This is a genomic window from Pseudomonas allokribbensis, from assembly GCF_014863605.1.
GTDB classification, from domain to species: Bacteria; Pseudomonadota; Gammaproteobacteria; order Pseudomonadales; family Pseudomonadaceae; genus Aquipseudomonas; species Aquipseudomonas allokribbensis.
In genome coordinates, this window is record NZ_CP062252.1 from 2,419,627 (window position 1) to 2,440,513 (window position 20,887).

21 protein-coding genes and 2 pseudogenes are annotated in these 20,887 nt (G+C 62.1%); 10 read left to right on the forward strand and 13 right to left on the reverse strand.

All coding sequences use genetic code 11. The features are described from left to right. Positions 1 to 36: 36 nt before the first annotated feature. Genes IF199_RS11120 through IF199_RS11135 form a run of 4 tightly spaced genes read right to left on the reverse strand, consistent with a single transcriptional unit; the run spans position 37 to position 3,602 of the window. Positions 37 to 789 (reverse strand): N-formylglutamate amidohydrolase, encoded by a 753-nt coding sequence (locus IF199_RS11120; RefSeq protein ID WP_192560390.1) that lies wholly within the window; start codon positions 787 to 789, stop codon positions 37 to 39. After that, the gene (locus IF199_RS11125) at positions 773 to 2,104 is read right to left on the reverse strand and encodes a type I glutamate--ammonia ligase (protein WP_192560391.1); all 1,332 of its coding nucleotides are present in this window, start codon (positions 2,102 to 2,104) and stop codon (positions 773 to 775) included. The genes IF199_RS11120 and IF199_RS11125 overlap by 17 nt, the downstream gene beginning before the upstream one ends. Continuing rightward, positions 2,101 to 2,745 (reverse strand): cysteine hydrolase family protein, encoded by a 645-nt coding sequence (locus IF199_RS11130; protein ID WP_007956245.1) that lies wholly within the window; start codon positions 2,743 to 2,745, stop codon positions 2,101 to 2,103. The genes IF199_RS11125 and IF199_RS11130 overlap by 4 nt, the downstream gene beginning before the upstream one ends. A gap of 2 nt (positions 2,746 to 2,747) precedes the next feature. Then, entirely contained in the window at positions 2,748 to 3,602 is an 855-nt protein-coding gene (locus IF199_RS11135) for a MurR/RpiR family transcriptional regulator (protein WP_096822903.1), read from the reverse strand. Positions 3,603 to 3,919: 317 nt separating this feature from the next. Between IF199_RS11135 and IF199_RS11140 the strand changes: the two genes are divergently transcribed. Next, on the forward strand, positions 3,920 to 4,492 hold the full coding sequence (locus IF199_RS11140; RefSeq protein ID WP_192560392.1) for a histidine phosphatase family protein: 573 nt from the start codon (positions 3,920 to 3,922) through the stop codon (positions 4,490 to 4,492). Beyond that, positions 4,489 to 5,244 (forward strand): precorrin-6A synthase (deacetylating), encoded by a 756-nt coding sequence (cobF, locus tag IF199_RS11145; protein ID WP_192560393.1) that lies wholly within the window; start codon positions 4,489 to 4,491, stop codon positions 5,242 to 5,244. Before IF199_RS11140 ends, cobF begins: the two co-directional genes overlap by 4 nt. Here cobF and ftrA read toward each other — a convergent pair. After that, entirely contained in the window at positions 5,213 to 6,202 is a 990-nt protein-coding gene (ftrA, locus tag IF199_RS11150) for a transcriptional regulator FtrA (protein ID WP_192560394.1), read from the reverse strand. The two genes, cobF and ftrA, sit on opposite strands and share 32 nt — an antisense overlap. A 101-nt stretch (positions 6,203 to 6,303) precedes the next feature. On the opposite strand from ftrA, the gene IF199_RS11155 reads away from it, so the two are divergent. The 4 genes and pseudogenes from IF199_RS11155 to IF199_RS11170 all read left to right on the forward strand — a co-directional run bounded on the left by IF199_RS11155 (position 6,304) and on the right by IF199_RS11170 (position 9,796). Continuing rightward, positions 6,304 to 6,738: a rhodanese-like domain-containing protein gene (locus tag IF199_RS11155; protein ID WP_096822899.1), complete on the forward strand. Its 435-nt coding sequence runs from the start codon at positions 6,304 to 6,306 to the stop codon at positions 6,736 to 6,738. Positions 6,739 to 6,993: 255 nt separating this feature from the next. After that, on the forward strand, positions 6,994 to 7,773 hold the full coding sequence (locus tag IF199_RS11160) for an ABC transporter substrate-binding protein (RefSeq protein ID WP_011333505.1): 780 nt from the start codon (positions 6,994 to 6,996) through the stop codon (positions 7,771 to 7,773). A 127-nt stretch (positions 7,774 to 7,900) separates the two neighbouring features. Then, positions 7,901 to 9,012: pseudogene (locus tag IF199_RS11165) on the forward strand (succinylglutamate desuccinylase/aspartoacylase family protein). 67 nt (positions 9,013 to 9,079) lie between these two features. After that, a complete protein-coding gene (locus IF199_RS11170; RefSeq protein WP_192560395.1) occupies positions 9,080 to 9,796 on the forward strand; it encodes an alpha/beta hydrolase in 717 nt (238 codons plus the stop codon). 3 nt (positions 9,797 to 9,799) lie between these two features. Here IF199_RS11170 and IF199_RS11175 read toward each other — a convergent pair whose 3' ends face one another. Next, a complete protein-coding gene (locus IF199_RS11175; protein WP_096822896.1) occupies positions 9,800 to 10,366 on the reverse strand; it encodes a DcrB/PsbP domain-containing protein in 567 nt (188 codons plus the stop codon). Positions 10,367 to 10,452: 86 nt separating this feature from the next. Beyond that, a pseudogene (locus tag IF199_RS11180) lies at positions 10,453 to 11,225 on the reverse strand (hypothetical protein). A 147-nt stretch (positions 11,226 to 11,372) separates the two neighbouring features. On the opposite strand from IF199_RS11180, the gene IF199_RS11185 reads away from it, so the two are divergent. Further along, a complete protein-coding gene (locus tag IF199_RS11185) occupies positions 11,373 to 11,912 on the forward strand; it encodes a chalcone isomerase family protein (RefSeq protein ID WP_096822894.1) in 540 nt (179 codons plus the stop codon). Between the two features lie 76 nt (positions 11,913 to 11,988). Continuing rightward, complete coding sequence (locus tag IF199_RS11190; protein ID WP_192560396.1) at positions 11,989 to 13,308, forward strand: Nramp family divalent metal transporter; 1,320 nt, start codon at positions 11,989 to 11,991, stop codon at positions 13,306 to 13,308. Here IF199_RS11190 and IF199_RS11195 read toward each other — a convergent pair. Beyond that, a complete protein-coding gene (locus IF199_RS11195) occupies positions 13,305 to 14,198 on the reverse strand; it encodes a LysR family transcriptional regulator (protein WP_192560936.1) in 894 nt (297 codons plus the stop codon). The genes IF199_RS11190 and IF199_RS11195 overlap by 4 nt on opposite strands. Positions 14,199 to 14,216: 18 nt before the next feature. Here IF199_RS11195 and IF199_RS11200 point away from each other — a divergent pair, with 18 nt between their 5' ends. Then, a complete protein-coding gene (locus IF199_RS11200; RefSeq protein WP_192560397.1) occupies positions 14,217 to 14,915 on the forward strand; it encodes an NADPH-dependent F420 reductase in 699 nt (232 codons plus the stop codon). 106 nt (positions 14,916 to 15,021) lie between these two features. Here the strand turns inward: IF199_RS11200 and IF199_RS11205 are convergent, their stop codons facing one another. Genes IF199_RS11205 through IF199_RS11215 form a run of 3 tightly spaced genes read right to left on the reverse strand, consistent with a single transcriptional unit; the run spans position 15,022 to position 17,603 of the window. Further along, positions 15,022 to 16,203, reverse strand: a complete 1,182-nt coding sequence (locus IF199_RS11205; RefSeq protein WP_007956270.1) for an acetyl-CoA C-acetyltransferase — start codon at positions 16,201 to 16,203, stop codon at positions 15,022 to 15,024. Between the two features lie 11 nt (positions 16,204 to 16,214). Continuing rightward, positions 16,215 to 16,880 carry a CoA transferase subunit B gene (locus IF199_RS11210; protein WP_192560398.1) on the reverse strand — a complete coding sequence of 222 codons (666 nt, stop codon included), beginning with the start codon at positions 16,878 to 16,880 and terminating at the stop codon, positions 16,215 to 16,217. Positions 16,881 to 16,904: 24 nt separating this feature from the next. Continuing rightward, positions 16,905 to 17,603, reverse strand: coding sequence for a CoA transferase subunit A (locus IF199_RS11215; protein ID WP_085698663.1), 699 nt, complete (start codon positions 17,601 to 17,603; stop codon positions 16,905 to 16,907). 221 nt (positions 17,604 to 17,824) lie between these two features. Here IF199_RS11215 and IF199_RS11220 point away from each other — a divergent pair, with 221 nt between their 5' ends. Then, positions 17,825 to 18,703 carry a LysR family transcriptional regulator gene (locus IF199_RS11220; protein WP_096822891.1) on the forward strand — a complete coding sequence of 293 codons (879 nt, stop codon included), beginning with the start codon at positions 17,825 to 17,827 and terminating at the stop codon, positions 18,701 to 18,703. A gap of 10 nt (positions 18,704 to 18,713) precedes the next feature. On the opposite strand, the gene IF199_RS11225 is transcribed toward IF199_RS11220, so the two are convergent. Both IF199_RS11225 and IF199_RS11230 read right to left on the reverse strand, forming a co-directional pair. Continuing rightward, entirely contained in the window at positions 18,714 to 19,556 is an 843-nt protein-coding gene (locus IF199_RS11225; protein WP_192560399.1) for an NAD-dependent protein deacetylase, read from the reverse strand. Between the two features lie 80 nt (positions 19,557 to 19,636). Then, a complete protein-coding gene (locus IF199_RS11230; RefSeq protein WP_096822889.1) occupies positions 19,637 to 20,683 on the reverse strand; it encodes a class I SAM-dependent methyltransferase in 1,047 nt (348 codons plus the stop codon). Positions 20,684 to 20,887 lie beyond the last annotated feature (204 nt).

The following is a 20,887-nucleotide window of genomic DNA, read 5'->3' on the forward strand; positions in this document are numbered from 1 at the left end:
CGTCGTTTACAGCGTCAGCAGTGGTTACAACAATCTTTACAGCAGGGGTGCCAGATAATTTGCCCAGCGGGAAACCGCTTCCGGGCTGCGCAGCAGGTCGTTGCGCACTTCGATCAAGACCGACTCCAGACCACGGGCATCGCCGTGCACCGGCACGGTCATGTCGCCCAGCGGGTCGATCTTGTACGGCTGGTTGCCGGCGACTTTCAGCGGATGTCGGTCGAGACCGTCGAGCAGGCGCTGGGCGTATGCCTTGGACTGACCGAACAGCACGCCGACTTCCAGTTCCCGTGGCTGGCCGTAGTACACCGGGGTGAAACTGTGAATCCCCACCACCCGCACTGGCCGGCCATCGGCCAGGCGCTCGTCGATCAGTTGTTGCAACCGGGTGTGAAACGGCTTGAACAGGCACTGGCGACGGTGTTCGCGGGTGGCTTCATCGAGCTCGCGATTGCCCGGCACCTGATAGATCTCGCTCTGCGCCGGAATGCTGTCCGGGGCATGTCGGGGCCGGTTGAGGTCGATCAACAGTCGCGAATAATTGGCGCTCAGGAGCGTGGCGCCGATCTTTTCCGACAGTTGCTCGGCCAGCTCCAGCGCACCGATGTCCCAGGCAATGTGTTCACGCGCAGCCGTGTCATCCAGGCCCAGATTGTTCAGGGCGTCGGGGATGTAACGGCTGGCGTGCTCGCACACCAGGATCAGTGGATGCGACGAGTTTTCGCGGATCAGGTTGTAGACCGGTCGGGTGTACAACCCAAGCTCGGCGGATTCAGTACAGGCGTGCATAGTGCTCACACAGGTCAGCGGGCGAGAGCTGTTCCGTCAGCGCCAGTTCCTCGGTTTTAAGGGCGAAATACGTGTCGAGCAACGGTGCCGGCAGCGCTGCCATCAGCGCTTCGCTGCGACGCAGGCATTCCAGTGCCTGAGCCAAAGAGGCAGGCAGGGCAACGATGCCCCGCGCCTCGCGTTGTTCGTCGTTGAGTGAATCGGGGATTTCATCGGTGATCGCGTTCAGCGCCAGACGCTGTTCGATGCCCAGGCGTCCGGCGATCAGCAGCGCAGCCATCGCCAGGTGCGGCGAAGCGGTGGCGTCCATGGCGCGGAATTCCAGGTTGTACTGCTTTGCCACGGGTTTGTTGCCCAGGCTCACGGTCGGGCAGATGCGCAGCGCCGCTTCGCGGTTCTGTTGCCCGAGGCAGGCGTAGGACGCGCTCCAGTGGTGCGGCTGCAAACGTTCATACGACACCGGCGTCGGTGCGGTGAACGCACACAGCGCCGGCAAGTAATGCAGCACGCCCGCCGCCCAGTGCTGGCCGAGGGTCGACAAGCCATTGCTGGTGCCGGCGTCGTACAGCATCGGCTGACCGGCCAGATCGAGCAGGCTGACATGCAGGTGCACGCCGTTGCACACCGCTTCAGCAGCGGTCTTCGGTGCGAAGCTCAGGTCCAGGCCCATCTGCCGGGCGATTTCACGGGTGATCTCGCGTACGTTCACCGCGCGATCCGCCGCCGCCACGCCGAAGGTCGGGCGGCAGGTGATTTCGTATTGATGCTTGCCGTATTCGGGCAGGAACATTTCCGGCTCGACGCCGCCGGCGCGCAACGCGCTGAGCAGCCAGCCGCCGAACTCGGCGCCCTGGCGTTGTGCTTCGAGAGAGAAGGCCAGGTGTTCGGCAAACCCTGCGTGCAGATTGAATTCGTGTTCGAACGCGGCATTGACCTGCAAGCCGAGCTGGTCGCGATACCGCTCGATTTCATCGCGCAGCAGCGTGCGCGGGCAGGCGCCCCACGGGCGGCCGTCGGTTTCGCGGATGTCGCCGTGGATGAAATCCAGCGCCGGGGCGGCGGTGTCCGGGCCGTTGCCGACGGTGACGCGGCTGGCCAGATCGGGAATCAACCGCAGATCGCCATAGGCGCCCCACGGATTGCTCGACGCGATGATGTCCTGCGGCGTCAACGCGCTGTTGGCCGGCACCCAGCCGCAACCGGCCGCTTGATAGTGTTCCAGCTCATCGCTGGGAAACGAGCGGCCACGGGTGATGCCGATCAGGTCGGTAGTGACGATGGTGGTCATCGGCAACGGCGACAGGCGTTCGCTCATGGCTGCATCTCCTGCAACCGGCCGAGTACGGTGTCGGTGTCGGTGATCCAGCAGTAGCCCTTGATCGCGTTCAGGCACGCGTCGTGGCGTGCTTCGGTGTAGGTCGCGCAGGCGTCCGCCACCAGTGTCACCAGATAACCCCGGTCGGCGGCGTCGCGCACGGCCATGTCCACGCACTGGTCGGTGACGATGCCGGCGATGATCAGGTGCCGGGTTTCGAGGTTGCGCAGCACGTAGTCGATGTTGGTCGAGTTGAAGACACCGGAAGAAGTCTTCGGCAGCACGATTTCGTTTTCCGCCGGGGTCAGTTCGGCGATGACCTGTGCTTGCGGGCTGCCCTTGGGCAGGTGCATGTCCGACAGTTTGTGGTCCAGCGAGCGGTCGCGGCCGTCGGCGGTGAGGCTTTCGATCAGGGTGTGCAGCACGTTCTGCCGTGCGTCGCGGAAGGCGTTGAGCAGGCGCACCTGATTCGGCACCACTTGCGAGCGCGTGCGGTTGAGGAAGTAGGCGGCGTCCGGGCCTTCGAGGTGCGGGTCGAACTGCGGCTCAAGCCAGGCACGCTGCATGTCCACCAGCAACAGCGCAGTGTGGTCGGTGACAAACGGCAGGTCCCGCGGCGAGCGGTGGGGAAGGCTGAACATCCTTATTTATCCTCCAGCAGGTGGGTGTCGAAGTCGTTGCGCAGGGCATCGATGCCTTCCAGGCGATCGGCCAGGTCCGGGCTGCGCAGGGTCAGGCAAGCGATCAACGCTTCAACCTGGGCCAGCGCCGGGACCATGGTGTCGAACGGCGATGCCGACTCCACCGGGGCGCTGATGATCATGTCGGCCAGCTCGCGCAGCGGCGAGGCATAAATGTCGGTGAACAGCACGACGCGAGCGTTGTTGTTCTTCGCGGCAGTGGCCACGCGCAGGGCCTGGGTCTGGTAGCGGCGATAGTCGAACACCAGCACCACGTCCTGGCGCTGCAGGTCGAACAGACGATCCGGCAGTTGCGCGTTGTCCTCCAGCGCAAAGCAACCGGGGCGCAGCAGACGCAAATGATTGAGCAGGTAGGTGGCCATCAGGCTGCTGAAACGCCCGCCGAAGCAGTAGACCTGATGGCGCGTGTCGAGCAGCCACTGCGCGAGAATCCGCACGTCTTCGGGTTGGGTCAGGGCCTGGGTTTCAGCCAGCAGGTTGTGGCTGTGGGCCAGATAGTGGCTCCAGGCATCGTCCTGATTCAGGTTCGAACGCGGTTGCAACAGCGTGCGCGGCGAGCGCAGGCGATGGTCCATGTCGCTGAGGAGGGCGTCCTGGAATTCGGCGTAACCGCCAAAACCGAGTTTTTTTACCAGGCGCACGATGGTCGGATCGCTGACGCCGGCGTGTTCGGCCAGACGCGCCATCGGGCCGAGCCCGTTGCGCGGGTACTGATCGAGCAAGGCCCGGACGACTTTGCGCTCTGATGGCGTAAGGTCCAGGCCGGGATCAGTAATCAGGTCTCTGAGAGGGGGCATCCGGGCTCCTGCTGGATGGGGTGTTGGATTCGCTTCACAATCCGTTAAAACAGTATTTATGTAACTCACGCTACATGTCTAGTGAATTTTCCAGGCAATTATTTCAGCCCCAAAATGGGGCGAGATGCCCGTGTAACAAGGGCTACACGTCTATCGATCGATCTTGTAGTCCATTGCCCATTGTTGTGTCAGACATTGCCGCTTTGTTTTGACAGGGCGATTGAAGGGCTTCCCCGGAACCGCCCGGTTTACGGCACAATTGCCGTCCTGTCGGCACGTTGCCGGGTGTTTTTTACCTTCTGACCGAGTGACTCATTGTGCAAGCCACCCGTTTGACCTTGATGTGTCACGCCAGAACCGTCGCACAAAAATTGGCGCGTTTTCCTACGAACGAAGCTGTTGAAGAAAGCGCTGTTGCGTCTGACTCGCTGGCCGCTCGGTTCGAGAGGCCGCGCCGTTTGATCTGTGGCCCGGAATTGCGCACGCGTCAGACTGCCGCATGGTTCGGTCACGATGCCCAGGTGGATGAAGCACTGCGCGATTGCGACTGGGGCCGTTGGCAGGGGCAGTCGATCAAAGACCTGCAGCGAGATGAACCGGAAGCCCTGCAAGCCTGGCTCGAAGATCCCGGCGCCGCGCCCCATGGCGGGGAGTCGGTGGTGCAACTCGGCGAGCGAGTGGCCGCATGGCTGGCGACCCTGCAAACCACGCCGGGTCATGTAGTGGCCGTCACGCATCCGTTCATCATGCGTGCGGCGCTGATGCAGGTCATGCAGGGCCAGGCTTTCCATAGCATCGATGTCGAGCCGCTGGCGGTGGTCGAGTTGAGTTTCTTCGGGCGCTGGCGGCTACGCTTGTCCGGCATCGACCTTGAAGGAGACCGTACATGAAGCGATTGCTGGTCATCGGCATTGGCGCCGGCAACCCCGACTACATCACGATGCAGGCGGTGAAGGCGCTGAATCAGGTGGACGTGTTTTTCCTCATGGACAAGGGCCAGAGCAAGGACAAGCTGATCGACCTGCGTCGCGAAATCTGCGAACGCTACATCACAGATCGTACGTATCGTTTCGCCGAAGCCCACAGCCCGGAGCGCGAGCGCGGCGATGTGGACTACAGCGCCAGCGTCGATGATCTGAACCGCGCCAAGCAGCAAACCTTCGAGCGCCTGATCAATGACGAATTGGCTGACGGGCAGTGCGGCGGTTTTCTGGTATGGGGCGATCCGGCGTTGTACGACAGCACCCTTCGCATTCTCCAGGCGATTCTGGCTTCGGGGCGATGCACATTTGAATTCGACGTGATCCCGGGCATCACCAGCGTTCAGGCCCTGGCGGCGCAGCACAGGGTACCGCTGAACACCATCGGCCACTCGATTGAAATCACCACCGGCCGACGCCTGGCGGCGGGGCAGGTGAGTGATACCGACAGCCTGGTAGTAATGCTCGACGCGGAAGATTCCTACCATCGGGTGGCGGATCAGGAGACAGAGATTTACTGGGGCGCCTACCTCGGCACGCCGGACGAAATCCTCATCAGCGGCCGGCTCAAGGATGTCGCGGATGAAATCGAGCGGGTGCGCAAGGCTGCGCGGGCCGAGCATGGCTGGATCATGGACACTTATCTGTTACGCAAGCCTTGACCTCACGACCAAATCGCTCGCGATACACCGATGGCGGCACCCCGACCACGCTGCGAAACGCCACACGAAAGCTTTCCACCGAACGATAACCACAACGCAGTGCGATCTGCTCGGTGTTCTGCGGCGTGCTTTCCAGCAACTCCCGAGCTCGGGCCAGGCGCTCGTGTTGCAGCCAGGCCTTGGGTGACTGGCCGCTGGCTTCGGTAAATTTGCGCAGGAAGGTGCGTTCGCTCATCGCCGCTTCGCTGGCCAGATCACGCACTTCCAGCGGTTCGTGCAGGCGTTCGCGGGCCCACTGCATCACGCGCGACAGATCGCTGCGCGGGGTCGGGCTGACCGGGGTGGGAATGAATTGCGCCTGACCGCCGGTGCGTTGCGGCGACATCACCAGCCGTCGCGCTACCGAATTGGCCACCTGAGTGCCGAAGTCCCGCGCCACCAGATGCAGGCAGGCGTCGATCCCGGCCGCGCTGCCAGCCGAAGTAATCAATTGGCCGGAATCGACGTAAAGCACATCCGGGTCGACATCAATGGCCGGGAAGCGCTCGGCCAGCTCCGAGGTGTAGCGCCAGTGGGTGGTCGCGCCATGCCCGTCGAGCAATCCGCTGGCTGCCAGCACAAAGACACCCGAGCAGATCGACAGCAACCGAGCGCCGCGTGAGTGCGCATCACGCAATGCTTCGAGCAATGCCTCGGGCACCGGCGCACTGCGGTCGCGCCAGCCGGGAATGATGATGGTGCGCGCATCCGCCAACAATTCCAGACCACCATCGGCCAGCACCTGAATCCCGCCCATGGCACGCATCGGGCCCTGATCGACCGCCGCGATGCAGTGCGCGTACCACGGGAAATCGAATTCCGGCCGGGCCAGGCCGAAGATCTCCACGGCGATGCCGAACTCGAACGTACAGAGGCCGTCGTAGGCCAGGATCGCGACCAATCCAGGTGAATCAGGCATTTGGCGGAAAGTTCCCGGTGAGTGTCTTGTGCGCCACTGTAGCGGCAAGCGGCGGCTCGATAAAGTCTGTTCAACCCACACAGACAAAGGAGTGATTCAACATGCCCAGCCTGGTTCGCGAAATTCCTGCCGCCCCGTCGGCGATTGCCCTGATGCACTTCAGCAACCGTCTGACCTTCGAAACCGATTGTTCCGACGTCTTCAGCAGCCAGGAAGCCGGCGAGATCGATTTCGTGCTGGTGGACGTGCGCGGGCCGCTGGCCTTCGAGCGCGGCCACGTACCGGGGGCGATCAATATTCCGGGGCGTTTGCTGACAGCCGAAAGGCTGGCGGATTACCCGACATCCACGCTGTTCGTGGTGTATTGCGCCGGTCCTCACTGCAACGGCGCCAACAAGGCAGCGGTGAAACTGGCGGCGCTGGGTTATCCGGTCAAGGAGATGATCGGCGGGGTCACCGGCTGGCTCGATGAAGGCTTCGAATTGAGTGTCGCGGCACCGCGAGCGGCGACCCATCCGATTGCCTGTGATTGCTGATATTCAGTGAGTTGCCGCCCTCGGCGGCAACTTTTATCGGCTTTGTCCTACAACCCTTGCACCGCTCTGGCGCACACTTTTCCCACGTGATGGCACTCGCCGATTTTCTATAAGTATTTGTCGCTTAAACACAATTTGCCCCGTGCGCACCGCCATAGACTGCCGGCCACTTCGGTTTCTTTGCGCTACACAGCCCAAGGCCGAACCTGACAATCGAAAGCTGCCAATAAAAGCCTCCGCACACGGGAGTAATAAATGAAAAAGCTGGTTATGTTCGGTGCCCTGGCACTGTCGATGTTGTCCCTGACCGCCGTGGCCGAAGACGCCAAACCGATCCGTATCGGTATCGAAGCCGGTTACCCGCCATTCTCGATGAAAACCCCTGACGGCAAACTGGCCGGTTTCGACGTGGACATCGGCGATGCGCTGTGTGAGCAGATGAAAGTCAAATGCACCTGGGTCGAGCAAGAGTTCGACGGCCTGATCCCGGCGCTGAAAGTGAAGAAGATCGACGCGATCCTGTCCTCGATGACCATCACTGACGATCGCAAGAAAAACGTCGATTTCACCATCAAGTACTACCACACTCCGGCGCGCTTCGTGATGAAGGCAGGCTCCGGCGTGAAAGATCCGCTGACCGAGCTCAAAGGCAAGAAAGTCGGCGTGCTGCGTGCCAGTACCCACGACCGCTACGCCACCGAAGTGCTGGTGCCGGCCGGGATCGAACTGGTGCGTTACGGCTCGCAGCAAGAAGCTAACCTGGACATGGTGTCCGGTCGTATCGACGCGATGCTGGCCGACTCGGTCAACCTGAGCGACGGCTTCCTGAAAACCGACGCCGGCAAAGGCTTCGAATTCGTCGGCCCGACCTACGAAGACGCCAAATACTTCGGCGGCGGCGCCGGTATTGCGGTGCGTAAAGGCGATACCGAGCTGGCGGAGAAATTCAACACCGCCATCAACGAAATTCGCGCCAACGGCAAGTACAAGCAAGTGCAGGACAAGTACTTCGACTTTGATGTGTACGGCCATTAATACGCCGTAGAAAAAAGTGGCCCCGTTGACGCGGCGGCCACTTTTTTTTCGCCTGTGATTTATCCTGTCAGCACATTTTCAATGCAGTCACTGTGCAGCAGCGACTACAGAATTTCCGGAGTTCCCCATGCAACGCATCGATCATGTACTGCCCTGGAGCCACTTGGGCAGCGAACGCTCCCTCAGCGTGTTCCGTTACGGCACCGGCCCGCGCAAGGTCTACATCCAGGCCAGCCTGCACGCTGATGAACTGCCGGGCATGCGCACCGCGTGGGAGCTCAAGCAACGCCTGAACGAGCTGGAACAACAGGGCCGTCTACAGGGCGTGATCGAACTGGTGCCGGTGGCCAACCCCATCGGCCTCGATCAGCACCTGCAAGGCAGTCACATGGGCCGCTTCGAACTGGCGAGCGGCAAGAATTTCAACCGCTCCTTCGTCGAACTCAGCGCCCCGGTGGCCGAACGCATCGGCGATCAGTTGGGCAGCGATGCCCTGGCCAACATCGCACTGATCCGCCAGACCATGGGCCAGGTACTCGACGAGCTGCCGGCCCCGGCCTCGCAACTGGAAGCGTTGCACCGTCTGCTGCTGCGCCACGCGTGCGATGCCGATGTCACGCTGGACCTGCATTGCGATTTCGACGCCGCGATCCACATTTACGCGCTGCCGCAACACTGGCCGCAATGGCAATCCCTCGCTGCACGTCTGAAGGCTGGCGTGGCGCTGTTGTGTGAAGACTCCGGCGGCAGTTCGTTCGATGAATCGTGCTCCACGCCGTGGTTGCGCCTGGCGCGGATGTTCCCGGCGGCGGCGATCCCGCCGGCCAACCTCGCCACCACCCTGGAACTGGGCAGCATGGGCGACACCCGCGTCGATCAGGCCCAGGCCAATTGCGAAGCGATTCTGGGTTCCTCGCCGAACAGGGCTTCATCAGCGGCGAATGGCCGAAGGCGCCAGACGAATGCTGCGAAGGCATGCCGTTCGAAGGCACCGAATACCTGTTCGCCCCGCACCATGGCGTGGTGAGTTTCCTGCGCAATGCCGGTGAATGGGTCGAGCGCGGTGATGCGTTGTTCGAAGTGGTCGATCCGTTGAAAGATCGCGTGACCGCCGTGCGTGCCGGCACCAGCGGCGTGCTGTTTGCCATCGACCGTGGACGCTACACCCAGCCGGGTACCTGGCAGGCGAAAGTGGCGGGGCGCGAGCCGATTCGGGCGGGCAAGCTGATCAACGACTGACGACCCCATCTTCCGGATCACAGTGTTAGGCTCTGCCCCGAACCCTGCACTGTGTGAAGGAAGGCTTATGTTGAAGGTGTTTGCTCTGTTGACCCTCCTGGCGTCCAGCGCTGTCCATGCTCAAACCTCGCTGCAAACCGATCTGCCGCTCAACTACCTGGCCCAGGTTCACCCGGATGCCGAACAGCGTCCGCTGGTGCTTTTCCTGCATGGCTACGGCAGTAACGAAGCCGATCTGATCGGCATGAAATTTCAGCTGCCCAAGCAGTACAACTACCTGTCGGTGCAGGCGCCGATGGCGTTGGGGGAAGGGCGTTTCCAGTGGTTTCGCAAGAAAGGTGACGGTGCCTACAACGGCGAGACCGATGATCTGAAGATCGCCAGCCAGAAGCTGCGAGCCTTTATCGGCGCAGCCGCGCAGAAATATCACGCCCGACCGGACAAGGTGTACCTGATCGGTTTCAGCCAGGGCGCGATGATGACGTATGAGGTGGGGCTGCGGCAGCCAGCGGTGGTCGGTGGCATCGCCGCGTTGAGCGGGCGAGTGTTGCCGGTGCTCAAGAGTGAGCTGACGTCAGAGCAACAACATCCGCCGCTGGAAATCTTCATCGGCCACGGCACGGCGGATGACCGGGTGCCTTACAGTGGCGCCACCGCAGCCAAAGAGCTGCTGGAAAAGCTGGATTACAAACCGGCGTTCCATGCCTATCCCGGCGTCGGCCACAGCATCAGCGCGGCCGAGCTTCGGGACTTGAACGACTGGTTGCAGCAACTCAACCCTTGAGGATCATTTTTCGCTGAGGATGGTTTTTACCAGCGCATCGTGACCGCTCTTGTCGCTGGCCCGGGAAATCACCTGGACCAGCGCCATGTGCGTGCCGGAGCCCGCGATCAGCGTGGTATTGAGGGTCTGGCCGCCACCTTGGGTCGCGGTGCTGTCGACTTGGCGCAGGCCCAGGCCGTTGCCTTTCTGTGTCAGGCTCTTTTCGCTGAGTTTGTTGAAGTCCGGCAGCGCCTTGCGCTGGGCTTCGATGAAATCGGACACGGTGCCGTCGAGGAACGCGCTGTCGTTATCCTTGACGTTGTTGCCTTCGGGAATCTGGTTTTCGGCGGTGATGACCACCGTCTTGGTCGCGTCGTTGGTGAACATCGTGCCCTTGGCACCGGTCGGGCCGGCCGGCAGCGGGTCGCCGACAAAGCCTTTGGGCAGGACAAAACGGAGCTTGCCTTCGAGCATCGAGACTTTCTCGGTGACAGCCTTCTCTTTGGCCTTGGCTGCCTGAGCATTGAGGGCGCCGAAACCGGCCACCGCCGCCAGCAACAGGACGACGGCTTTCTTGCTAAGCAATGACATTCGAATCTCCGAGGGATGGTCGCGCTTGGGCGGCGATCATCCCACGGAGCATGCCCGGCACTCCAGAGCGGTTTGTCCGGGCGGGTTCAGTTCGTCGACGGCGCAGGCGCCGGTTTGGCCAGCAACTGCCGGGTGACCCCGAGCATCGCCACTGAAACGGCCACCGCCACCACGAAGCCGCCGAAGCCCAGACGTGGGACTGTCAGCGCCAACACCAGACAAAACGCCGAAAACGAATACATCCCCGTCGCCGTCGCTCGCAACAACGCAGCGGTAAACGCCGGGCCGCGCGTCTGCTGGGAAAACACCGCCATCACGCTGCCCAGCACCGGAAATACCGCGAGCAATCCGCTCCAACGCTCGCCGACCGTGCTGGCCAGCATCGTCACTACCAGCGTCAATGCCGCGCCGGCAATCATCCGCCAGATCAGTTTGTCCGACTTCGGTGCCGGCCCAATGACCACCGGTTGAACCTTGGGAAACAGGTACGGCGCAGCAAGAAGGGCGGCTGCAGCCGCAGCCACCGAGAACGGTAGCGACGCCGGAATCAGCGACAGGATTACCGCCAGCACGGCCCAGACCGACAAAGACACAACCAGCGCCAACGGCCAGTTCGCCCGCTGCGCCACCTGCGCATAAGTGACGCAAAACGCGATCATCGCAAACATGGCCGACAACGCCGCGACCGCCGATTGCGCGGCAAACGCCGGCCCTTGCTCGATGGCGAGGAAGAACAGAATCGGCCCGACCACCACCGGCAACCCTGACAGCCACCCGGCCACACTGGGCCCCCAACGCTTGCCGGCCAGGGAAATCAGCAGCAGAAACCGGGAATCAGCAGCAGTTTGAGGATCAGCACGCAGGTGTCTCCATCGGGTCAATGAGGGCCACGTTAGCATTGTCGTTAATGGATTGCTGCATATGTATGCAAAATATGTATACAAAGTGCTGGGCGGGATAGCCAACTATGCTCTGACTATCAGGGTTTACCGGAGTCGATGCCGCGATGAGCAGAACACCGAAGGTGTTGCGTGGATGCTGCGGAATCGGTTTGTGGGCACTGTTGCTGACGCCGACCTGGGCCAGTTGGCAGGACGCGGTGCCCGGCGCGCAGATCATTGGCACCGGCGATTTCAGCGTGTTCGGTTTCGACATTTATAACGCCCGGCTGTGGAGTGCTGCGCGTCCGTTGGCCGACGGTCAGCCCTTCGCCCTGGAATTGATCTACCGGCGCAATGTGTCTCGCGAAGATCTGGTGAAGGCCAGCGTCGATGAGATCAAGCGCCTGGCCGGATCCTCCATCAGTCCTGCGCAACTGGCGCTGTGGCAGGCCCAGATGCAGCAATCGTTCGTCGACGTTCAGGCCGGCACGCGGATTACCGGGGTGTACTTGCCGGGGCAGGGTGCGCGGTTCTTTGTCGGCCAACAGTTGCAGCACGAGATCGACGATCCGCTGTTCGCCCGGGCGTTTTTCGACATCTGGCTTGATCCCCGCACACGCAGTCCCGAGTTGCGTCAGCAATTGCTCGGCACTGCCAAACCCTGAGCGCAGCACGTCTGCTCTTGGGCACGCCGACTGAAACGTCTAAGCTGCGCCTTTCGACTTGTTTCTGGATGTGTGCGTGAAATTCAGCTTGCCTAAAATCGCCACCGCGCCGTTCTGCCCGCCGGAAGTGGCCGGCAGTGTCCCGGTGGATCCGAATGCCTCATTCTTCAAACGCGTACTGCGCTTTGCCGGCCCGGGTTTGCTGGTGTCGATCGGCTACATGGATCCGGGCAACTGGGCCACCGCCATCGAGGCCGGTTCGCGCTTCGGTTACAGCCTGTTGTTTGTGGTGTTGCTGGCGAGTCTGGCGGGCATGGTCGTGCAATGCCTGTGTTCGCGGCTGGGCATCGCCACCGGGCGCGACTTGGCGCAACTCTCCCGCGAGCGCTACAGCACCCCGACAGCGCGGCTGCAATGGGTGCTGGCGGAAATCTCGATCATTGCCACCGACCTTGCGGAAGTACTTGGCTGCGCGCTGGCGTTCCACCTGCTGCTGGGTTGTTCACTGACGTTCGGCATCGCCCTGACCGCATTCGATACGTTGCTCGTGCTGGCCCTGCAAAATCGCGGTTTCCGGCGGCTGGAAGCGATCATGCTGGTGCTGGTGGGCACCATCGGCGTGTGTTTCTTCGTTGAATTGTTGTTGATCAAACCGTACTGGCCGGACGTCGCCCAGGGCTTCAAACCGTCGTTGTCGGCCATCAGCGATGCGGCGCCGCTGTACCTGGCCATCGGCATCCTTGGTGCGACGGTAATGCCGCACAACTTGTACCTGCACACCTCGATCGTGCAGACGCGGCTGATCGGCCAGGACCTGGCGAGCAAGCAGGACGCGGTGAATCTGGCGCGCATCGACACCATCGGTTCATTGGCGCTGGCGTTGCTGGTCAACGCGGCGATCCTGATTCTCGCGGCGGCAGCCTTTCATCAAACCGGGCATTCCGACGTGGTGGACATCCAGGACGCCTACCACTTGCTCGATCCGCTGGTGGGCGGCGCGCTGGCCAGCGTGCTGTTCGGCGTGGCGCTGCTGGCGTCGGGGCAGAGTTCGACCTTCACCGGCACCATCGCCGGGCAAGTGATCATGGAAGGCTACCTGAACCTGCGGATTCCCTGCTGGCAGCGGCGCCTCATTACCCGTGGGCTGGCGCTGATTCCGGCGTTCATCGGCGTGTGGCTGATGGGCGATGGCGCGGTGGGCAAGTTGCTGGTGCTGAGCCAAGTGGTGTTGAGCCTGCAACTGCCGTTTGCGCTGTATCCATTGATTCGCATGACTAACGACAAACAGCTGATGGGGCCGTTTGTGAATCGCTTGCCGACCCGGGTTCTGGCGTGGGGATTGTTTGTGGTGATCAGCGGCGCCAATGCCTGGCTGATTCTGCAGCTGGCCGCCTAACGGCCGAAGGCATCCACCACAAAGTCAATGAACACCCGGGTCTTGGCCGGCATCAAGGTGCGGCTCGGATAGTACAGCGAAATCGCCCCGGCATCGCACTGCCAGTCCGGCAACAGCCGTACCAGTTCACCGCGTTCTATCTGCACGCTGACATCGGGCAACACCAGCATCGTCACGCCGAGTCCCAGCAACGCAGCCTTGCGCATGGCCATCGGATCGTTGAGCACGATGTTTGGATTCAGCAGAGCGCTGGTCTGTTCGCCAGCGTCGTTGTGCATTTGCCATTGGCGGATGCGCCCGGTGCGCAGGCCGCGCATGACGATGCCCTGGTGGTCGGCGAGGTCTGTCGGATGCCGGGGCAGGGTGCGTCCGGCCAGATAGGCCGGTGAGGCCACTGCCAATATTTCAGCGGAGGCCAGTCGCCGGGAAACCACGCCGGGCGTCAGCTCGAATCCGCCGCCAATCGCCACGTCATAACCCTCGGCAATCAAATCCACTTGGCGATTTTCGAAGTGCCATTCCGGGCGAATCAACGGATAGCGCGCCAGAAACTCCGGCAGCAGCGGCAGCATGTGATCGATGCCGAACGTCGGCGGCAGGCTGATCTTGAGCACACCCGCCGGCTCGCCGCGCTCGGTCGCCACCGTCGCAATCGCGGCCTGCAAGGCATCGAGGTTGCCGCCGATGCTCGCCAGAAAACCTTCACCGGCCTCGGTCAGCGACAGCTTGCGGGTCGAGCGCTGAAACAGCCGCACGCCAAGGTTGCGTTCAAGAATCGCCACGTTGCGGCTGACCGCCGCCGGGGTCAGCGCCAGCAACCGCGCAGCAGCAGAGAAACTGCCGGTCTCGGCGCTGCGGACGAAGGATTCAAGATTGGCGAGGGTTTCCATGGTTTCGACCTGATAGCAATGCTTGAAGATCATTCAAGGCATTACCGACTAATCAAGCAGGAATGGCAAGCGCAAGATTGGTTTCGAGTCTTACCCCACTTTCTGGAGAACACCATGAGCACTATCGGAATCATCGGCGCTGGCGCCATCGGTTCAGCGTTTGCCAAAGCCTTGTCGCGTCAGGGCATCCCGTTGGTCATCGCCAACAGTCGCGGGCCGGAGACCTTGTCCGGACTGGTCGCGGAACTCGGCCCGACCGCCCGTGCCGTTACCCGTGAAGAAGCCGCTGCCCAGGACATCGTGCTGGTCGCAGTGAACTGGTCGAAACTGCCGACAGCGCTGGCCGGGTTGCCGGACTTCGGCGGTCGGATCGTCATCGACGCCAACAACTCGATTGAAGCGCCGTCGTTCAAACCGGTGGATTTGCAGGGGCGGCCGTCCAGCGAAGTCTTCGCTGAATGGGTGTCGGGGGCACGGGTGGTCAAGGCGTTCAACCATCTGCTGGCGCGTTTGCTGGAAGCGGACCCGGCGTCGGAGGGTGGCAAGCGCGTGTTGTTCCTGTCCGGAGATGATGCGCAGGCCAAGGCTGAAGTCGGCGCGCTGATTGATCAGCTCGGCTTCTTCGGGATCGACCTGGGCGAGTTGAGCGTGGGCGCGCGGCTGGTGCAGTTCCCGGGCGGGCCGTTGCCGGTACTGAATCTGGTGAAGTTCGCCTGACGGTCGGGCAAAAAAATACCCGGTGCGACGTGAGTCGCACCGGGCTTGTTGCCAGCGGGAGGTGGATGTCGTGGATCCGCCGCCCGCTGTTGAACCTCTTTTGCGTTTAAGCGCGTTCCAGCGCCAGGGCCACGCCTTGACCGCCGCCGATGCACAGGGTCGCCAGACCCTTTTTCGCATCACGCTTGATCATTTCGTGCAGCAGGGTCACCAGCACACGGCAGCCCGACGCACCGATCGGGTGACCGAGGGCGATGGCGCCGCCGTTGACGTTGACCTTGTCCAGATCCCATTGCAGATCCTTGGCCACCGCCAGGGATTGCGCGGCGAAGGCTTCGTTGGCTTCGATCAGATCCAGCTGGCCGATGCTCCAGCCGGCCTTGTCCAGGCAGCGGCGGGTGGCCGACACCGGGCCGATGCCCATGATCGCCGGGTCAACGCCGGCGTTGGCGTAGGCGGCGATTTTCGCCAGTACCGGCAGGCCCAGGGCCTTGGCTTTTTCGGCGCTCATCAGAATGACCGCAGCGGCGCCGTCGTTCAGCGACGAAGCGTTGCCGGCGGTGACGCTGCCGTCCTTCTTGAAGGCTGGGCGCAGTTTGGCCAGGGATTCTGCGGTGGTGTCGCCGCGCGGCTGCTCGTCGACCTTGAACGCCACCGGATCGCCTTTACGCTGCGGGATCAGGATCGGGGTGATTTCATCGACAAAACGACCGGCCTCGATGGCGGCAGCGGCTTTCTGCTGCGAAGCGGCAGCGAAGGCGTCCTGCTGCTCGCGGCTGATCTCGTACTTCTCGACCAGATTCTCGGCGGTGATGCCCATGTGGTAGTCGTTGAACGCGTCCCACAGGCCATCGCTGATCATGGTGTCGACGATTTGCGCGTGACCCATGCGCAGACCGGTGCGTGCGCCCGGCATCACATAGTTGGCCAGGCTCATGTTTTCCTGGCCGCCGGCGATGATCACGTCAGCGTCGCCGCAACGAATCGCCTGGGCGCCGAGGTGCAGGGCCTTGAGGCCCGAACCGCAGACCTTGTTCAGGGTCATGGCGGGTACGGCGTGGGGCAGGCCGGCCTTGATCGCCGACTGGCGCGCCGGGTTCTGGCCGGCGCCGGCGGTCAGCACCTGGCCCATGATCACTTCATCGACCTGGGCGCCGTCCAGACCGGTCTGCTCAAGCAACTGGCGGATGACCGCTGCGCCCAGATCCACGGCGGAAACGGTGGCCAGCGAACCCTGGAAACTGCCGATCGCGGTACGCGTGGCGGCAACAATGACGACGTCTTGCATTTTCGAATTCCTCACTCGGCAGCGAACTGCATTTCCGGTATGTGACCCTGGACGATCAGTTTACCAGCGGTTTTGGCGACGATTTCCTCGACGCTGACGCCAGGTGCGCGTTCCTTGAGGACAAAAGCGCCATTTTCGATTTCCAGGTAGGCAAGGTCGGTCAGCACACGCTTGATGCAACCGGCACCGGTCAGCGGCAGGCTGCACTGGCTCAGCAGCTTGGACTCACCGTCCTTGGACGCGTGGGTCATGATGACGATGATGTTGTCGGCGCCAGCCACCAGGTCCATCGCGCCGCCCATGCCCTTGACCAGTTTGCCGGGGATCATCCACGAGGCGATGTTGCCTTGCACGTCCACTTCGAAGGCGCCGAGCACGGTCAGGTCGACATGACCGCCACGGATCATCGCGAAGGACTCGGCAGAGTTGAAGATCGAAGCGCCGATGCGCGCGGTCACAGTCTGTTTGCCGGCGTTGATCATATCGGCGTCGATGGTGTCTTCCGTCGGGAAAGGGCCCATGCCGAGCAGGCCGTTTTCCGATTGCAGCATGACTTCCATGCCTTCGGGGATGTAGTTGGCGACCAGGGTCGGAATGCCGATGCCGAGGTTCACGTAGTAGCCGTCCTGCATTTCGCGGGCGACGCGTTGAGCCATTTGTTCGCGGGTAAGTGCCATGTTCTTGTTCTCCGTCAGCCTGGATTATTTGCGGATGGTGCGTTGTTCGATGCGTTTTTCGAACGTGCCGCAAATGACCCGGTCGACGTAGATGCCGGGCGTGTGGATGTGTGCCGGATCCAGTTCGCCGGGTTCGACGATTTCTTCGACTTCGACCACGGTGATCTTGCCGGCGGTGGCGGCCAGCGGGTTGAAGTTCTGGGCGGTGTGGCGGTAGATGACGTTGCCGAAGTGGTCGGCTTTCCAGCCTTTGACGATGGCGAAGTCGCCGGTGATGGACTCTTCCATCAGGTACTTGCGACCGTGGAATTCACGCACTTCCTTGCCTTCGGCGACCGGGGTGCCGACGCCGGTGGCGGTGAAAAACGCAGGGATGCCGGCACCGCCTGCGCGCATTTTTTCGGCGAGGGTGCCTTGCGGGGTCAGGACGACTTCGATGTCGCCTTTGAGCAGTTGCTCTTCGAACAGTTTGTTTTCGCCCACGTAGGAGGCGACCACTTTTCTGATCTGGCGATCGGTCAGCAGCACGCCGAGGCCGAAACCATCAACGCCGCAGTTGTTGGAGACGACGGTGAGGTCGCGGGTGCCTTTGCGCTTGATCTCGGCGATCAGGTTTTCCGGAATGCCGCACAGGCCGAAGCCGCCGGCGATCACGGTCATGCCGTCTTCAAGGCCTGCCATGGCTTCCTCGTAGGAATACACGCGCTTGTCGAAACCTGCCATATGCACCTCTTTTATTGTTTGTCGGGCGGCTGGCTAGCCGAATGGTTGGAGTGTCTCGCCGGGGGATATATTTGTTAAGTTGATTTTTAAGGTTGATTGATTGATAAAGCTCAACAATGGACTTGGTTCTCTGTTCCCACGCAGGAGCGTGGGAGCGATCAAGAAATGCTCGCCGTCGTCGGCGGGCGGATGTACAGCTTAGCCGTTGGAGCGACACGACCATGACCATCAAGCAGATGCGCGCCTTTCTCGCCGTGGCCCAGAGCCTGAGCTTTGCCGTGGCCTGTGAGCGTTTGCACCTGTCGCAATCGGCGCTGAGCCTGACCATCAAGGCGCTGGAGGAGGGGCTGGGCGGGCGTCTGTTCAGCCGCAATACGCGCAACGTGGCGCTGACCCCTGAAGGGGAATCGCTGCTGCCGCTGGCCCGGCGCCTGATCGCCGACTGGGACAACGCCGAAGACGAAATGCGCCAGCGCTTCAGCCTGCAACGGGGGCGAGTGACGCTGGCGGCGATGCCGTCGTTTGCCGGCAACCTGCTGCCGCCGATCCTCAAGACCTTCCGTGCGCGCTATCCGAACGTCAACGTGACGGTCAACGACGTGATCAACGAGCAAGTGCTGGAAATGGTCCGCGATCGTCAGGTCGAACTCGGCGTGGCGTTCGAGCCGATGCAGAACACGTCGCTGACCTTCACGCCGCTTTACAGGGATCGCTTCGTCGCGGTGGTGCCACAGGATTCGCCGCTGGCCCAGCGCACCGACATCGACTGGCAGACCTTGCTGCAGGAGCCGTTCATTACCCTGCAACGACCGTCCACGGTGCGGGTAATGCTTGAGGAGCACTTGCAGGCCCGGGGCATGAAACTGCCGGTGGAGTTTGAAAGCCATCAACTGGCGACGGTCGGGCGAATGGTCGCCAGTGGGCTGGGCGTCAGCGCGGTGCCAGCGTTGTGCGCTGAGCAGATGCGTGAGCTGGGCGCGCGGTGTCTCACGTTGCATGAACCGGTGGTGGAGCGGGCGATTGGCGTGTTGACTGATTCCGGGAATGAATTGTCGGCGGCGGCGCAGGCGCTTTTTGACATTCTCAAGGCTGAACACTGACCTTCGGAGGTCACGAAGTCAGGCGTTGTGTCAGAAGTGGCAATAGCTGTTCGCAGGACGCTTCAATCTTCAAATCCAGCAACTCATCCGCCCGCGTCTTGCCCAGATTGATCGCAATCAGCGGCTTGCCCCGATCCGCAATCACCCGGCACAGGCGAAACGCCGAATACGCCATCAACGACGAGCCGACCACCAGCATCCCGGCCGCATTTTCTGCCAGCGCCATGGCCCGGGCCGCCGTCGTTTGCGCCACGTTCTCGCCAAAAAACACCACGTCCGGTTTCATCCGCTCGCCTTCGCAGTGCGGACAATGCGGCACCTGAAATCGTGCTTCAAAAGCCGGGTCGAGCAGGGTGTCACCGTCCGGCGCCTGCACGGCATCGACACCCGCCAGATAAGGGTTCTGCGTTTCCATCAATTGCTGAATCGAATCCCGCTCGCTGCGCCGGCCGCAATCCAGGCACAGCACCCGATGCAGGCTGCCATGCAGTTCGATGACACCGTGACTGCCGGCCTGATCGTGTAAGGTGTCGACATTCTGGGTGATCAATCCGCCGATCCGGCCCTGGCTTTGCAGGCTGGCCAGTGCCTCGTGAGCTGCATTCGGTTGCGCCTGACGTACGCGTGGCCAACCGAGCATCGCCCGGGCCCAGTAGCGCCGGCGTGACTCGGGCGCCGACAGAAATTCCTGGTACATCATCGGCTGCCGGCCACGGCGCACGCCGTTGGTGTCGCGGTAGTCCGGGATGCCCGATGGTGTGCTGATGCCGGCGCCGGTCAGCACCACGAAATCGCCGTCGGCCATGGTCCGTTGCAGATAATCGAGATGTTCGTGGAGGGGGCGGTCGAGCATGGTCAGCGCTCCGCAGGCTGTGAGTGCCTTGCAGGTTAGCACTGCCGGGCGCCTCTTTTGGAGGCGCCCGGTAACAACGTTTACTTGCGTGCCTCCAGAATCAGGTTGAACGGCGTCTGCGTCGCCCGTCGGAACTGCTTGAACCCGGCTTCGCTGAACACTTTGCGCAAGCGCATCTCGCCGGCCTGAGCGCCAAGCCCCAGGCCCACTTCCTGGGACAGCGAGTTCGGCGTGCAGATGAACGTCGATGCCGCGTAGAACAGCCGCCCGACCGGGTTGATGTTGTCGTCCAGCGTATCGTTGGCAAAGGGCTCAACCAGCAACACGGTGCCGTCGTCCTTCAGGCAATCGTAGGCATGTCGCGCCGCGCCGACCGGGTCGCCCATGTCGTGCAGGCAGTCGAAGTAGCAGATCAGGTCGTAGTCGTCGCCGGGAAAGCTTTTCGCCGTGCCCTGGAAAAACTTCGCGCGGCTGCTGACGCCGCCTTCTTCAGCACGCTGGGTGGCAACGGTGACCGAAGGTGCGTGGTAGTCGAATCCGACGAAACGCGAGTTGGGATAGGCCTGGGCCATGATCACCGTGGAAGCGCCATGACCACAGCCGACATCGGCGACCTTGGCGCCTTCTTCGAGTTTGGCCACAACGCCCTCCAGCGCCGGCAGCCATTCGGCAATCAAATGTCCTTTGTAGCCGGGGCGGAAGAACCGTTCAGTGCCGGTGAACATGCACGGATGGTGATCACCCCAGGGCAGGGCGCCATTGCCGCGCATGGCTTTGACCAGTTTGTCCTTGTCGTGGAAAAACGACGCCACTACGCCGAGCCCGCCGGCCACGTAGACCGGCGAATCTTCCTTGGCCAGGGCCATCGCCTGTTCTTCCGGCAGGCGGAATTTGCCGTCCAGGTGTTCCATGTAGCCCGACGCCGCGTGGGCGCTCAGCCATTCGCGGACGAGCCGGGAGTTGCAGGCGGTTTTTTCGGCGAGGGTTTCCGGGGAGATCGGTTGGCTGTCGGCCATGGCTTTGTACAAGCCAAGTTCTTCGCCGACGATGACATTGGCCAGCATCGCCGCGCCGCCCATGTCGTTGACCAGTTTGCCCATGAACTCGTTGAGTCTGGCCTCGTCCATGTCATGTGCTCCTGTTAAGGATCACAGTCCGGTGGTGTTGGGGGTCGAGGCATTCACCACCGGGCGGTGGTCGTGGAAACGGGCAGGGCGACACTGCTGTCCTGCGTCCCCCTCGACTGGGTACTGATTCAGTCTAGCCGGTGTTGGGACCGGCGAAAGCACGATAGGCGCACTTCCTTACGCAACACGCAGATTTTGCCTACA